This is a genomic window from Pseudorhizobium marinum, assembly GCF_000705355.1.
GTDB classification, from domain to species: domain Bacteria; phylum Pseudomonadota; class Alphaproteobacteria; order Rhizobiales; family Rhizobiaceae; genus Neorhizobium; species Neorhizobium pelagicum.
The window spans coordinates 1-15,001 of the sequence record NZ_JMQK01000001.1 but is presented as its reverse complement, the minus strand read 5'-3'; the positions used below and the strand labels follow the sequence as shown (position 1 = coordinate 15,001).

Annotated in this window: 13 protein-coding genes and 1 pseudogene; 8 read left to right on the top strand and 6 right to left on the bottom strand. The window is 59.0% G+C overall.

Translation table 11 applies throughout. The annotated features are described in order from the left end of the window. Positions 1–54: 54 nt before the first annotated feature. Entirely contained in the window at positions 55–1,032 is a 978-nt protein-coding gene (locus EO99_RS0100070; RefSeq protein ID WP_029616609.1) for a sugar-binding transcriptional regulator, read from the top strand. A gap of 5 nt (positions 1,033–1,037) precedes the next feature. On the opposite strand, the gene EO99_RS0100065 is transcribed toward EO99_RS0100070, so the two are convergent. From EO99_RS0100065 to EO99_RS0100050, 4 genes are all read right to left on the bottom strand, one after another. Continuing rightward, positions 1,038–1,325 carry a type II toxin-antitoxin system RelE/ParE family toxin gene (locus tag EO99_RS0100065; RefSeq protein ID WP_029616608.1) on the bottom strand — a complete coding sequence of 96 codons (288 nt, stop codon included), beginning with the start codon at positions 1,323–1,325 and terminating at the stop codon, positions 1,038–1,040. A gap of 5 nt (positions 1,326–1,330) precedes the next feature. After that, positions 1,331–1,567 carry a CopG family ribbon-helix-helix protein gene (locus EO99_RS0100060; protein WP_029616607.1) on the bottom strand — a complete coding sequence of 79 codons (237 nt, stop codon included), beginning with the start codon at positions 1,565–1,567 and terminating at the stop codon, positions 1,331–1,333. A 42-nt stretch (positions 1,568–1,609) separates the two neighbouring features. Then, entirely contained in the window at positions 1,610–2,491 is an 882-nt protein-coding gene (locus EO99_RS0100055; protein WP_029616606.1) for a methylated-DNA--[protein]-cysteine S-methyltransferase, read from the bottom strand. Between the two features lie 66 nt (positions 2,492–2,557). Then, on the bottom strand, positions 2,558–3,034 hold the full coding sequence (locus EO99_RS0100050; protein ID WP_029616605.1) for a DUF2244 domain-containing protein: 477 nt from the start codon (positions 3,032–3,034) through the stop codon (positions 2,558–2,560). A 43-nt stretch (positions 3,035–3,077) separates the two neighbouring features. Here EO99_RS0100050 and nth point away from each other — a divergent pair, with 43 nt between their 5' ends. Further along, positions 3,078–3,857, top strand: coding sequence for an endonuclease III (nth, locus tag EO99_RS0100045; protein WP_029616604.1), 780 nt, complete (start codon positions 3,078–3,080; stop codon positions 3,855–3,857). A gap of 1 nt (position 3,858) precedes the next feature. Here the strand turns inward: nth and EO99_RS0100040 are convergent. Further along, positions 3,859–5,259 (bottom strand): annotated as a pseudogene (locus tag EO99_RS0100040) (RecQ family ATP-dependent DNA helicase); the annotation flags it as partial. A gap of 112 nt (positions 5,260–5,371) precedes the next feature. On the opposite strand from EO99_RS0100040, the gene EO99_RS0100035 reads away from it, so the two are divergent. From EO99_RS0100035 to EO99_RS0100020, 4 genes are read left to right on the top strand one after another with little or no spacing between them, the layout of a single operon-like run. After that, on the top strand, positions 5,372–7,261 hold the full coding sequence (locus EO99_RS0100035; protein ID WP_029616602.1) for a site-specific integrase: 1,890 nt from the start codon (positions 5,372–5,374) through the stop codon (positions 7,259–7,261). Positions 7,262–7,263: 2 nt separating this feature from the next. Next, complete coding sequence (locus EO99_RS0100030; protein WP_029616601.1) at positions 7,264–9,648, top strand: site-specific integrase; 2,385 nt, start codon at positions 7,264–7,266, stop codon at positions 9,646–9,648. After that, positions 9,645–10,238, top strand: coding sequence for a hypothetical protein (locus EO99_RS0100025; RefSeq protein WP_029616600.1), 594 nt, complete (start codon positions 9,645–9,647; stop codon positions 10,236–10,238). Before EO99_RS0100030 ends, EO99_RS0100025 begins: the two co-directional genes overlap by 4 nt. Then, a complete protein-coding gene (locus tag EO99_RS0100020; RefSeq protein WP_156034589.1) occupies positions 10,225–11,841 on the top strand; it encodes a site-specific integrase in 1,617 nt (538 codons plus the stop codon). The genes EO99_RS0100025 and EO99_RS0100020 overlap by 14 nt, the downstream gene beginning before the upstream one ends. A 386-nt stretch (positions 11,842–12,227) precedes the next feature. Here EO99_RS0100020 and EO99_RS28615 read toward each other — a convergent pair whose 3' ends face one another. Further along, positions 12,228–12,482 (bottom strand): helix-turn-helix domain-containing protein, encoded by a 255-nt coding sequence (locus tag EO99_RS28615; protein WP_029616598.1) that lies wholly within the window; start codon positions 12,480–12,482, stop codon positions 12,228–12,230. A 144-nt stretch (positions 12,483–12,626) separates the two neighbouring features. Between EO99_RS28615 and EO99_RS27805 the strand changes: the two genes are divergently transcribed. Both EO99_RS27805 and EO99_RS0100005 read left to right on the top strand, forming a co-directional pair. After that, positions 12,627–12,956, top strand: coding sequence for a hypothetical protein (locus EO99_RS27805; RefSeq protein ID WP_162179292.1), 330 nt, complete (start codon positions 12,627–12,629; stop codon positions 12,954–12,956). Then, complete coding sequence (locus tag EO99_RS0100005; protein ID WP_051679622.1) at positions 12,953–14,953, top strand: AAA family ATPase; 2,001 nt, start codon at positions 12,953–12,955, stop codon at positions 14,951–14,953. Before EO99_RS27805 ends, EO99_RS0100005 begins: the two co-directional genes overlap by 4 nt. Positions 14,954–15,001 lie beyond the last annotated feature (48 nt).

Below are 15,001 nucleotides of genomic sequence, written 5' to 3'. Positions count from 1 at the left end.
CGACATAAGTATCATGTCGTACACTATGCCAGTTCACGCAATGCCGGAGCCCCCTTGGCCAAACTCAGACGCGAAACCCATCCCAGCATAGCCGAAGCCTCGTCGCTGCGGCTGCGCGCCGCCTGGCTCTATTACAACCAGGGCCTGACGCAGAAGGATGTTGCCGAGCGGCTGGGCGTGAGCCGGTCGACGGTGATCCGCATGCTGGACGAGGCGATGAAGCGGTCCGAGGTGCAGATCTGGATCAATGCCGGCATCGACGAGTGCCTGTCGCTCGCCACCCAGCTGGAAGAGGCCTATGGCCTGGACGAGGCGATCGTCGTGCCCGAGACGAAGGACGCGGGCGCCGAGGCCCTGGCCGCTGCGGTGGGGCTGGCGCTCGGCCAATTCCTGTCCGAGGTGATCCAGGACGACATGACCATCGGCGTCGGCTGGGGCCGGACGATGACGGCGTCGCTGGCAAGCTTCCGCCCGCCGCGCCGCCAGGGCTGCAAGGTGGTCTCGCTGCTGGGCGGCATCGTCGCCGTACACCAGACAAACCCGATCGACTACACCTGGCGCTTGGCGAGCCAGTTCGGCGCCGAATGTTACATGTTCCTGGCGCCGCTGCTGGTGGATTCGGTCAAGACCAAGCGGGCACTGATCGAGGAATGCGGCCTGAAGGCGATCTATGAGCTCGCCGAGAAGATGGACCTGGCCGTCGTCAGCTGCGGCGACATCGGCCCGCAGTCGACCTCGCTGTCGGAGGGCTTCATCTCCAAGACGGAACTCGACGAGCTCATCGCCGCCGGCTGCGTCTGCGACACCATGTTCAACTTCCTCGACGCCGAAGGCCGCTCAGTGAAGCATCCGATCAACGAAAGGGTGATGTCCGTCGACCTCGACACGCTGAAGACGGCCAAGCACATCGTCCTCTCCTCCGGCGGCGCCCACCGTGCCATAGCCATCCGCGCCACCATCCGCCGCATCGGCTGCAACACGCTGATCACCGACGAGAGCGCGGCACGGGAGCTGGTGCGGCTGGCAACCTGAACCTATCAGGCTTCGTCTGGCCAAAGACGAGCTCCATGCTGGACGAAGAGAACCTCCACACGATCAACGCCGACCCGATAGGCAACCACGTAGGGTGTCCCTGGCACCACGAGTTCGCGCGTGCCTTCGATATCGCCGGGGCGCCCGATGAAGGCGTTTTCCGAGAGAAGAACAGCGGTTCTGGAATGGATCTCGCCAACGATGCGGGAGGCGGCACGCGGGTTTCTTTCGGCGATGTAGTCGCCAATTGTCTGGAGCTCGCTGAGATAGCGCTGCGTCCAGAGGATCCGCATCACCGCTACGCGGCGCCGAACTTGTTCAGGACAGCCGCAATCTCCGCTTCCGAAGCAAAGTTGCCGTTATCGGCATCCTGGATACCGGCGTGCACGCCGGCAGCCCACTTCTCCTGCCACGCCAGCGAGCGCCCGTGCGAGAGCGCATCCTCTACGATCTGACTGCGGGTCAGCCGCGTACGCTCGGCCAGAAGGTCGATCCGTCGTGCCAGGTCGTCGGAAAGCTCGATGCTGCTTTTCATGCCCTGATCTTCGCATAACCATAGCCGGCTCGCCAAGCCAAATCACGCGTTCCCCGCTTCCCACCCGAGGATCGCCCGCTTGCGCGTCAGCCCCCAGTGGTAGCCGGTCAATGCGCCGCTCTTGCCGAGCGCTCGGTGGCAGGGCACCACGAAGGAGATCGGGTTGCGGCCGATGGCGGCGCCGACGGCGCGGCTGGCGGTCGGTTGGCCGATGTCGCGGGCGACATGCGAATAGGTGACGGCCTTGCCGAAGGGGATCTTCAACAGGCTCTGCCAGACGCGCACCTGGAAGTCGGACCCGATCAGCACGACCTTCAGCGGCTGTTCGGCCGACCAGAGCGACTTGTCGAAGATCCGCCGGATGTAGGGCGCCGTCATCTCGAGGTCCTCGACGTAGGCCGCATTCGGCCAGCGGCAGGTCATGTCGTCGAGGCAGGCTTTCTCGCCGCCGAAATCGGCAAACGCGAGCCCCGCCAGTCCACGCTCCGTCGCCATCACCAGCGCCACGCCGAAGGGCGACGGATGGAAGCCGTAGCGGATGGTAAGCCCGCCGCCGCGCGCCTTCCACTCTCCGGGCGACATCGCCTCGTGGGTGACGAAGAGATCGTGCAGCCGGCCGGGTCCCGACAGGCCGACCTCATAGGAGGTTTCCAGCAGTGGCAGGCCCTCGTGGCCGAGCAACCGCTTGGCATGGTCGAGCGTCACGGCCTGCAGGAAGGCCTTGGGAGACAGCCCGGCCCAGCGGGTGAACACCTTCTGCAGCTGCGTCGGTGACTGGCCGATCTCGGCGGCGATGCTTTCGAGCGACGGCTGAGCGCGGTAGTCGATGGTGATGAGCTCGATCACCCGGCGCACGGTCTCGTAGTCGTCGCCTTCGGGCGTCGCGTCGAATGCGGGTTCTGCGATCTGGGCAAATGCGTTCATCGCCGGTCTCCTTTGCCCGTACAATGCCCCCTCACCCGCGTCCGGGCCACCCGTTTCTTGCGGCCCTCACAGTCTTTGGGTAACGGTCGCCAGCGCGCCGCGGAAGGCCTTGGCAAAGCTTTCCCGGTCGTCGGGGTTGAGGAAAGAGCCGACGTCGGTAGAGCGCCCCTCGCCCGTCACATACATCGAGGTGATGCCGAACTCCTCGTGGCGGTTGACCCCGAAGCGGGCCCAGAACGGGTTGAAGCGGTGCTCCACTACCCGTCCCGCCGGCGAGACCTTGCGGATCGAAAGATTGGTGCGCGAGACCGTGACCTCTTCCTTCGCGCGGCCCGAGCGGTAGCTGAGCCGCAGGGCTATGTAGAGACCGAGAAAATCGAGGCCGAGGAAGAAGCCGATCGGCCAGGCGCCGGTCACCATGAAGAAGACGCCGTAGATCAGGCAGACACCGCCCGACAGCGCCAGCAGCACGTGGAAGCCCCGGCGCCCGAGCGAGCGATAGGGGGTGAGCTCGGCCGCAAAGACCGTCGGATCCTCGGACATCTCCACGTTGCTTTCCTTCGCGTGGGCTGGCTATAGAAGCCATATGGCCATTTCGAAACCCAAATCCAGCACAGCTTCTTCACAAAAGTCAAATGCGACCGCAGGCCGCGCCCGCCGGCATATTCGCAGCCGCTATTCCAAGGCGGAAATGGAGGAGATCTTCCGCCGTTTCTCCGTGCAGCGGCCCGAGCCGAAGGGGGAACTGGAACACTCCAACCCCTTCACCCTGGTCGTCGCAGTGGCGCTTTCGGCGCAGGCGACCGATGCCGGCGTCAACAAGGCGACGCGAGAGCTGTTCAGGATCGCCGACACGCCGGAGAAGATGCTGGCCCTAGGTGAGGAGGGCGTCACGCAGCATATTCGCACGATCGGCCTCTACCGCAACAAGGCCAAGAACGTCATCGCCCTGTCGCAGAAGCTGATCGATGATTTCGGCGGCGAGGTTCCGAAGACGCTCGACGAACTGGTGACGTTGCCGGGCGTCGGTCGCAAGACCGCCAACGTGGTGATGTCCATGGCCTTCGGCATTCCGACGCTTGCCGTCGACACACATGTCTTCCGCATCGGCAACCGCCTGCTGATGGCGCCGGGAAAGACACCGGACGAGGTCGAGGAACGCTTCCTGAAGGTCATCCCCGACCAATATCTCTACCACGCCCACCACTGGCTGATCCTGCACGGGCGCTACACCTGCAAGGCGCGCAAGCCCGAATGCGAGCACTGCGTCATCGCCGACCTCTGCAAGTCGCCGGAAAAGACCTGTGACGTGCCGGCGCCGCTGGTCGAACTGCCGCCCCAGCGGATCGGCGAGACGGTCGCCTGAACTACCGCGTATGCGCCCGGATGACCTCCAGGAAATCCTCGCCATAGCGTTCGAGCTTGGACTGTCCGACGCCGGAAATGCCGAGCAGTTCGTCGGGGCTGGTCGGCCGTTGGGTCGCGAAGGCAACGAGCGTCGTGTCCGGGAAGACCACATAGGGGGGCACGGACAGCCCCTTGGCGATCTCCAGGCGTGTCTGGCGCAGGGCTTCAAAGAGCTCCATGTCGGCGCCCTCGAGCGACGACCTGGCATTGGCGCCACTGGAGGACGCGCCCCTTGACGCCTTGGCGGACGTCGGCCGGTCCTTGCGGAACCGGACCTCGCGCTCGCGCCGGAAGACGGCCCGTGCTTCCGGTCCGAGCTTCAGCGCCCCGAAGGCTTCGTGGTCGACCGTTACGAGGCCTGCCGCCAGCAACTGCCGGTAGACGGACTGCCAGGTCTTCGACGGCAGATCCTTGCCGGCGCCGAACACCGGCATCTCGACGTGACCGAAGCGGCTGGTCTTCTCGTTCTCGTTGCCGAGCAGCACATCGATCAGATGGCCGGTGCCGAAGCGCTCGCCGGTCCGATAGATGGCCGCCAGCGCCTTGATCGCCGCCTCGCTGCCGTCCCAGGTCTCGACGGGCTTCAGGCAGGTATCGCAATTGCCGCAGGCGCCCGGATGCGCCTCGCCGAAATGCGCCAGGATCGACTGGCGGCGGCAGCCGGGCGTTTCGCAGATGGCCAAGAGCGCATTGAGCTTGGCGCGCTCGACCCGCTTGATGTCTTCGCTCGACTGACCGCTGTCGATCATCCGGCCGCGCTGGATGACGTCGGCCATGCCATAGGCCATCCAGACGTCCGACGGCAGGCCATCGCGCCCGGCGCGGCCCGTTTCCTGGTAGTAGGCCTCCACGGATCCCGGCAGATCCAGATGGGCGACATAGCGCACGTTCGGCTTGTCGATGCCCATGCCGAAGGCGACGGTGGCGACGAGGCAGAGATCCTCCTCCTTGAGGAAGGCATCCTGATTGGTGTCGCGCACAGACCGATCCATGCCGGCATGATAGGCGAGCGCGCGGATGCCCTGCCCGTTCAGCCATTCGGCCGTCTCCTCCACCTTGGCGCGCGAGAGGCAGTAGACGATGCCGCTCGATCCTTTGTGGCGCGAGAGGAAGCGCAGGAGCTGCTGGCGCGGCTGGTCGCGCTCGACGATCTCATAGGCGATGTTGGGACGGTCGAAGGAGGTGGTGAAGACCTCCGCCGAACGCAGCGCCAGCCTGTCAATGATGTCCTCGCGGGTGTGCGGATCGGCCGTCGCCGTCAGCGCCATGCGCGGCACGCCCGGATAGCTGTCGGCGAGGTGTCCGAGTTCCCGGTACTCGGGGCGGAAATCATGCCCCCATTGCGAGACGAATTCCTTTTCCCGTTTTGCTCAAACAAAAGGTATGAGTCGCCGACAACGTTTCCGTAATGAATTCAATATATTATGGCAACGACCAAGGCGCAAACTTTATACCTTCGCAACAGGAAGCACGATGGCAGCAGCGTTAGATCCGGTACCGACCTGGCAGGAGGTCCGAGAAAAGTTTGATCACCCAGTTATCGCTACATTAGAGAAGCTTGTGGGAACCGGCACCAAGACCGCAGGGGCGAAACGATTCTTTGGATGGGTCGCGACCTCAGAGACATCCGAGGCCGAATGGATGCGCAGCTATGTAGCCAATGACAACCGGGATGTGGATTCGCATGCAACCGTCGGAGCGATCCGTGGCGCGATCCTTCGCTGGGTTGATAGCCTACAGGAACTCGGCATCTGGAAAAGCGGTTCAATTCGCGCACAGCGTGATCATCTCCTGAAAGCGCTGGAGAAACTTCGTGAATTCGATCCCGGGAGCTTTCCAAGCATTGATCCTCGGTCAATGCCCATGGGAGCTCATCACGACGGCGGGAATTTCACAACGTTGAGTGCATTGGACTGGCCCGAATTCGAGGGCGTAGAGCCCGAGCGTCGTGACGCCGTCGCGCTCTCCGTACTACGAGGCGCGGCGTTGGAGGTGTTTGAACGATACGAAAAAATCTACCAGTTTGGACAACGCGTGCTGGGAGATGACTGCTCAGGGGTGAAAAATAAGCGTGCGGTCAAAACGCTACGTAGGCTGATTGGGGATGAAATAAGCTCGTGGGAAAAGACTGGACGATCCCAGTTTAGCATCCGATGGTCCGTATCGCTTAGTGATGGGATCGATCAGCTCAGAGATCCTGAAATATGGCGAAGCTTCGGGCTCTACGTTTGGGGCAATAGGGATAATCTGCAGCCCACCGCCGTAGCGGACCTAGTACTTGCATGCGTTGGCCCTACGTTCCGTGCTAACCAGGCAGTGCAAGTGATCTTCTGCGCGGATACAGGCTGGAACCGTCAGCCTATACAAGAATTGCCGCGACACCCCTATGCGTTTCGCACGGATTCTTCAGTTCTCCTCGGCTCGGAAAAAGTCCTGACGAACTTCAAAAACCGAGCGGGACATATGGTCCACGCTGGGACTGAGATGACGGCTGTAGTCCGTGGAATAGCGGAGCTGGATCTAAAATCGCATTGGGAGGACGTGGCCAATGAACTCCGGTTGAGCAAGGCTGACGAACAAGCGAGCATGGCACACGAAGCTCCATTGATCCAGATCTTGGATCGGTTTGAAAAGCTGCAGTCATTGAGCCGTGCCTGGGCGAAAGGCGAAACAGAGAGCTTATTCTTCTACGTGCTAAGCCAACGTACCGGATCCGTTGTCAAAGCTAACCGCGATCCAGGTCTCTTGATGCCGGAAGGTCCGTTAACCCGGAAGGGCGCGACGTTCTCGGCGATGCGCAAATCGTTCCTCAATACGTTGTCAACGGCAGGATTCGAACCAAGCTTCATCGCCGAGATCGCGGGGCACCGTTCCCGAAGCGTACTGGCCAAGAACTACTTCGTGGACCAGCAAGCGGCCCGTACCTACGAAGACTCCGTAAGGGTGATTCAGGGATGTATCCAAGAACTCATTCTCAACAAACGTCTCGCGCTCAGGCTGAACATAAACGACGAAACGCGCGATCACTTTCGGATGGTCGCGCTCCATACCGGTGTCATGAGCGCCGCCGGGCTGACCCCACTTGAGTTGGATGGGGAGGTAACGGATGATTTTGTATTCGAGCCCACATTCTCGGGTCTTATCGATCTCTACCTTTGCCACAGAGGACTGAAAAAGCAGCGCTGGGAGCTTCCACACCATCGATGGGTTATCCAGGGTCAGGCACTCATGGCCATCATCAAAGGGCTTGGCAGAACCGTCTTCGCCAAGGGCCTCGGCCGAGACTACTGGGCCGCTGCGCGACACGCGGACGGCTTGTTGAGGTCCGGAACCGTAACCCTCCCTGAAATGCTGGAGTTCTGAAGATGAGTTTTGAAATGAACATCGTCGAAATGGAGCGCTTCCACCAGGAGACGGTCTCCAAGTTTCGCCTTCCGCCTCTTGTGATTGCATCAAGAAAAACTCCTGACGGTCGTATCCTTGAGGGCAATCAGATGAATATTCATCACAACCACTGGGGTGTACGTCAAATCGTTGGTCGAGGCGATGAAAAGATCATGTGGTTCGATTTCGACAATGTGGTCGATGTCCGAAGTGTGCGGTTGACGGCTCCACGTCGCAAGCTGGACTACACCGTCAAAAAGGTCTTGGTGCTTTCAAACCTCGGCGCGACCGGGGAAAAGCCGACAGCACCCCTATTGGCAATAAACCGGTCCCGCCAGTACGACCAATTCGTCAGATGGCGACTGAGCAATGGCATCGAACACAACGACAATCTCACGAAACACCACTTTGAAACGTTTTGCGACGACATGTCCGGCGACCCCATAAACTTCCTTCCCATCATGGACCGGCTTGACTTCCTTTTCAGAGAAATCGCTCAAGGCAAGCTTCACATCAGTGAATTCTACAAGGAAGACGCGAAAAATCACCGACAGTATTTCGACTGGCCCAAGCTGGCCGAGCTGCTGGGTACAACCAAGATTCATCTTTCCACGTCCCGCACGTTCGTTGCGGAGTTGATCGACCGCCTCGGATCACTGGACCATCCTTTGGTTCCAAAACTGGTTGATTCCCTCAACAGAAAAGGTGATCGGGAAGACCGCGATGATTACGCGGAATCGAGCGTCCAAAAACGTTTATATCCATGGATGAAACTCTACAGATTAGCGGTCGAAGGAGTGCTGAACAGTGGCGTATTGACATTCAATGCTTTCGAAAAGCGCACACCAACACAGGTTGTTAGGAGTCTCCAGCTTCGACAAGCCCAACGGACAAGCACTCTTGAGCCGGAGGACTTCGTAGGGCTTCTTAAAGAAGCCTCGAAGTGGGTCTTTGAATACGGCGATTACATTTGTGAGGCCGTCGAGGCACGACGCGCTCACACTAGTGGCCCCATAAAAGCTCACGGCAAGCGCTTTGTGGCCCGCATCGACCCCTTGCGTCCGGAGGGCGCGCCTAAACTACACTATGGCTGGACAATGCCCGAAGTCCCAGGGTCCGAGGCGGAAGGCCGGATATCGCTTGGTTCGGCGGTGAAGCTCCTCTTGGCGTCCTGTGCGATTATCATTGGATGCTTTTCCGCCCGAAGAGGCGGAGAGATCCAGATGCTTCGATCGAACTGCATCACGCAGGTCGGAGCACATTACTATCTCAAGGTATATATTGAGAAAACGCTGCAAGGCATCGACAAGATCCCCGTGCCCAAAATGGTCTCGGCGGCGGTCGAAATGCTCCATAGGCTTTCACAAGGCAGCGGATACGACCAAGCCTATGCCCCCTTGTTCAACTTCTTGAAGTTGACCAGCAGAGTTTCGTTCGAATTCACTCAGAACATGAAGGACTTTGTGGAATACACAGGACTCCGGCCCGCCAATCCCGAAGCAGAGTGGGACCTTGCTAGTCACCAGTTACGGCGAGGGTTCGCCATCTACTACTACTACGGCTTCGAATGGATGGATCTAGACTCCCTCGCTTACATGCTCCGTCACTTTGATCCGGAAATGACCCGCGTTTATGTGACCGAAGCAATAGCCGGGGAAGTAGCACGCCTGGAAGATGAATTGCGGGCACGATCGAGCGTAGCCAAGGAGAAGTATTCGAAGGAACTCAAGGCTTGGACGGACAAGACTAAAGAACAAATCGCTGATCTCAGGAACGTGGTGGATGAATTCGATGAGGTCCGCGTCGGGGCATATGTTCGCCGCATGATCAGTCAGCAAAAAGGGGATGATCATGCTATTGGCCGGGGCGTCACCCGGCTCAAGCTCGACTTGGAGACGATGGTCGCGGCCGCCGCCGCCGACGTCAGAATTACCTCCGCCACTAATGATGAGGGAACGTTCAGGGAGGCGCTCGCGAAGCGCTTGACAACGCAGGCGGCAAACAGGTTCCTAGAACCTGTACCGGGTGGCGTGGCCCACTGCACGGCAAATCTTAAAGGTGGAGATGACCTCTCGCTCGCCGAATGTAACAAACTTTCCGCAGCCGCTAAATCGCCGGGCGCGGACGAGCGAACAGGCCGCTACTCCAAGGTAGATCTGGCGTTCAGTGGCATCTACCCGTGCCTGAACTGCATCTATGGCGTTCTCTTTAAACCGAACCAGCGCATCGTCGAACAGCGGTTGACGAACGAGGAGGCGGCCATTGAAACGGCTCCGCACGAGCGCGAGAAGGAACGACGCCGAGCAGCGCTTGCACGCCGCCGTGAAGCGTATCGCGCGGCGCGTGAAGCAGCGGAGATCGCATGATGGCAAGTCGATCACCATCACTTGCCGTGAAAACGCGGCTCAAGTTAGCGGCGAAGCCTCGCGGCTCGGAGCTTGCCGCCGACATTCGACGCCGATTGGAGCTTTTCGAGGCGAAGGTTGGCGTCAGTCGCCGCGATACCTCTGAAATATGGGACCGCCCCATGGACCAGGCTGACGTTTTCAAAACCAGCCCTTCAGACAAAGGAAAGCGCACCCTAGTATCGGTTATGAGGAAGGTCGGCTTGCTTATCGACATGATCGATGACCAACCGCTCCGTGCCGATATTTCCCGGGATTATTATAAAGACCGGACTGCTCTGAGAGGTTGGATGGATGCCAGCCGCGGGCTTTGGCCCTGGAAAGACCCCCTCATCGACAAACCTGATGGTCGATACGGTGAGCTAATCGCCCTTTACTTTGAATCCCTCGCAGCCGTTGAAGCCGCCGATAAAGGCAAAAATTTCAAACTGCGGGAGCGGCTAGACGAGCAAAGCCGGGTGATCATCGAACTCGAGCGACAAAACCTGGAACTGCTAAATAGAATATATAAGCTATTGGCGAGCATGGGGAAAAGCGATGCCAAACGGTAAACCTCTCCCGAGCAGCGACCTGTCCATGACTTTTGCCGGGCCCGATTTTGAGTGGTTCGGAGAGAGACGACCTGGGATGCCGATTATCAGGTGGCCGAATGGTGCGCTTTGCGAGCCACTCATATTTTTCTTCGGGCATTTGTGCAGAAAAAATTTCGAAGCAATCAAGTCAATGGAGCCTAGGGCGTACTCCCTGCGCGAGTGGTTTGCTTATCTCGGGCAAAATGGCGTTCCGTGGGACCAAGCTGATGATCTAACCATGCACCAGTGGCGGCAGCATCAGCGTGATAACGGCGTCAGTCCGGAGCAGGTCGAAACAAAATTACGGCGGGTATTTCATTTCTACCGCCACATACCGGACGCGATGGTTTATCAGACAGATGGGACCATGACGCCAGAGTTCGTCGGCGAGAACAAGCGGGCAGAACCACCTAGGTTCCCGATATCGACGAAGGAGGTCAAAACGAGAACCGGTGATTGGCTGACAGTTTGGTCGGGGTCGAAGCCGATGAAGCAAATGAAGCCTAACCTGGTCGTTCTGGTGAACGATGATCGTGATCTCGTTCTTTCGGAGCTCCGTTCCCCGTCGAAACGGAAAAAGGACATGAACGATGCAGATAGCATCATAAAGTGTGAGCGAGACTGGGGAATGGGCCGCATAATGGCGGGTGCAGGGCTACGTGCACATGAGGTTCCCACGGTCTCACTGCTGGACCTCACCAAGGCCATGAAGGAGGAGCAACTGTTCCGAGGGCTGAACCGGGAGCGCACCGCCGCCTTGCGGTCCGTCGCCGAACTTGCTGATGACCCCGAGGCCCAGAAGATCGTTTTAAAGGAACTCAAACGCTTCACGGACAAACGAAAGCGGCTGTATATCGGTGTCCCTGTTGTCGGCAAGGGCAGCAAGGAGCGACGAGCGGGTTTCACCATCGATCTTCTCTATGACCTGCTGACCGTGGTCATCTGGGGAGGACGAAACAGTTTGATCAAGCGTTGGCAAGCAGCCGATCCAGGATACATTCCCGAGGACACGCTGTTCCTCTCATTCAAGACTGGTAAGCCACTTACGGACGGCGCGGTTAGCGACATCATGCTACAGGCATTCATCGACGCTAACGTTAGCGGCAGCGGACATGATCTCCGTAAGAACTATGCCACGAACATCGCGGCAAAAATTCTCACACGCAACCTTCAACTTTTCGGGTATTTCACTCACGCGGTTCTAAACACGGTGTTGTCGGAGGTTGCCGACGCGTTGGGACATGCGAAGGTCAACACCACCACCCAGCACTACACCAACCTGGCAGTGGCAACCGCCACGGGGCTTGAGAATAAACGGCAGCGCGACAAGGTTATGAGGGTATGTGACATGCTGCTCGAAAGCGACAGTAAGGACCTGCTCGACGATGACCGTATTAAGCTGTGCGGCACCGCGATCAAGGTGTTTTCCGAAATGCCCAAGGACTGCGAACTGTTTGAGATACTCGCCGGTGCAATGGAAGAAAGCGAACTGAACCCTGGTGGCCTGATTGACCTGTCCGCTCTTACCAAGCGAGCTCCCTACCTCCGTCTTGTGGCGGACAATACGCGGAAGCCAGATTAGAACTTGGGTGTTCTTCCTTGGCAACCGCCAAGCCGCAATGACGTCAACAGGATGTCCTAACCGGCTATAGTTCTGCTGGCGGAGCTGGCCGCATGGAAGAAAACGTTGCAAATTCGCACCCGGCGGCATGCCAAAGAAGTCCGCCGACCTGCTTGTACGTGCCTGGAATGGTAGGGAGCTATCTGCATCGATTGCGTCAGTCTGTTGCCGCGTGCTTCCAATTGCGCTGTAGCTACAGCAAGCTGACCTAGCGCGACGCCCGTACCCGGTCCACAGGGAACCGGCACCTCGAAGCCGTCCCATGCGGCGGCGGAAACTGAACATCGTTCTTGCTCTTGCTAATGCCAGCGCGCTGCCGTGACGGCCGCCCGACAATTAAAAGCTAGTCACGACTTGGCCTGCGGAGTCCTCCATCTCACGCCAGCTCCATGGTCGGGCCCCGGCAACGTGAATTCGACGCCCAACTCTTCGTACGCTCGTTGGATCCGCTCAATGGTTTCAAGAGTGACATGCTTCTCCCCTGTCTCCGCGTTTCGAAGCGCTGGCCGAGACACCTTGGCCTTGGCCGCGAAATCTGCGGCTGGAAGGTCGGTGAGAGCCCGTGCGGCTCTGAGAATATCTGGGGAATAATAGACGGCCATGGCATGAGAAACGCACGCCGCTAAAAAATGTCAACATTAGTCAAAAATGGCAATCTTGATTGACATGAAGGAAAGAATCCTTTCCTTTATGTCAACCGGGCGCGTTTGCTCGTCCTTCGGATCAAGAATCAATTAGGGGTTCACATGAGCTTTGAGCTGCCCAACACGCCTAGGGCGGGCACTGTCGAGCTGATCAGGTCGCTGCGAAAGCTCGCGGACGACCTGGAGTTATATGTTGACCTTGGTCCGGGTGCGGTGGACGCCGAGACCAACATTTCTGGCTGGACGATCGCCAAACGAGCTGTTCCCGCACTTTTGGGAGTAGTGAGAGGTCATCCAAGCATTAAGGATGGCGATGTTGCGGTCTCAACCCAGATTATGTTCTTCAGTCTGGAGCACCGCCTCGCTCGATCGCAAAACAGATGGTACCGCCTTGGCGAACCAATGTTCCCCATCGAGGGGACCCGCCAATGAATGAGGCCGATATTGTTGCGCAGGCTCTTAGGGAAGCGACCGAGAGGTTCCGCCGCGCCACTAATGCGTACCGCGATGTTGTCACCAAGCGACCGTTGAAGCTGAACCGGCACGCCGCGCGCGAGGTTCTTGCGAGCGCTCCCAGACTATTCCTGGGATACTGCGCCCTTGTCCGGCTTTTAAAATCCTATCCGGAATTCCTTGCGAGAAAGAGCTCAGTGGTCGTCGTCACGGTCCCAAGGAACTGGTCGCTTGAGGACATGGAACACCTTGCAGGCATGTGCTTCAAAGACGAAGATCGAAATACCACTCGCTTCAATGCATTCTGCCACCCGACGGCGCGCAACAGGAAAGGCCTCTGGGACATTACCCCGCAGGTGCAACTAGCCTATCCGAAGGTATTGGTCTTCGCTTTGCATGGCGCGGAACTGCATCCCGAGATTGAGGCGGCAGCGGATGCCGTTCTCGCTCTGGACCTGTCGCCAAACAAACACCTGGACGCCCTTGCAAAGCTTCTTGGAACCGGCGTCAACAATGATGATGAAAAGGAATTCCTGCGACGACAGCAGGCTGCCTTCATGGACTCGGTTTTCCGTGTCGGCCGACCCTCCGCCCCGATGATTGCTCGATTGAGCGAGCTAACCTACAAGAGGAAGAAATCCGGCAAGCATTTGCCGCTCGCTACCTTTGGGGAAGCGGGAATTTGGGCCGAGAATCTCCAAGCGGATCTCCGGGCTTGGCAAGCAGGCGCAATTCCGTGGAGCGAAATCGACCGAGGCGTTCTCGTGCATGGACCGCCTGGCACGGGCAAAACATCATTCGCCGTGTCGTTGGCGGCGCATCTCGGTGTTCCCTTGGTATCGGCTTCCCTCGCGCAATGGCAAAGCGCCGGGCACCTAGGCGACCTCCTGCGCGTCATGTACGCGGACTTCAGCAAAGCCCGTGGAGACACGCCCTCGGTTCTTTTCATCGACGAGATGGATGCCCTGGGCGATCGCCGTAAATTTTCGGGTCAATCCGCGCAATACTGTACGGAGGTCGTCAATGCCCTGCTGGAAGCGCTCGATGGGACGATGAACCGAGAAGGTGTCGTTGTCGTTGCCGCCTCCAATTATCCAGATCGGATCGATCCAGCTTTCTTGAGGTCGGGCAGGCTTGAGCGTCATATCGAGCTTCCACGACCCACGTTGGCTGCTCGAGCGGCGATTATCGAACTCTATCTCCCCGATATCAGCCCTGAAGCAATCCGAGAAGCTGCTGGACGCCTTCAGGGTGCGACTGGGGCGGACATAGAATATCTCGCTCGGCGGGCTAGAAGAATCGCCCGCACGGAAGGCCGACCGGTCTCAAGCAACGACCTTCTTCGAGAGCTTCCTCCTCGGGTCCATTTGAGCAAAAGGGATCTATGGCGTGTATGCGTGCATGAGGCTGGGCACGCGGTGCTCGCTCGGCTGTTCAACGTCGGCGTGATCGCGTCCGTCGAGGTCGTAACCGGCGACCATCCGACAGAACTAAGCCCGGATCAGGCTCATGGGCAAGTGATCCTGGCGAAGCCAGACGCATTGCTCGAAAGCGAAACATCCCTCCGTGGCGATATCGCCATGCGGCTCGGCGGCATGGTCGCGGAAGAGCTGTTCCTCGGAGACAGATCAACAACATCCGGAGGTTCGGAAAGAAGCGACCTGTCCCTAGTGACTGAACTCGCCATAAGGATGATCGGTACGTACGGGATGGGAAGATCCCTGGGCGTGATACCGGGCCGCCTACTCGACCCCGCCGACGAGCACCTTTTCGAGCGCAATCCTGGCCTCCAGCGCGAGGTCGATTTCTTGCTGAAGACGGAACATAAGCGGGCAAAGCAGACACTTGAGTCCCACCGCGATGTCGTTCTCGCGCTCGCGAAGGCCCTGGAGAGCGACGGTCGGCTGGTAGGAGACCAATTGCAGGCATTGCTCGCTCCCTTGGAGCAAGGGCTTGTTTCCGACACCACCCCCTAAACCGTCGCCCGCTTGCTTGTCAATCGGCGCGGAAAGTTGACCCCATAT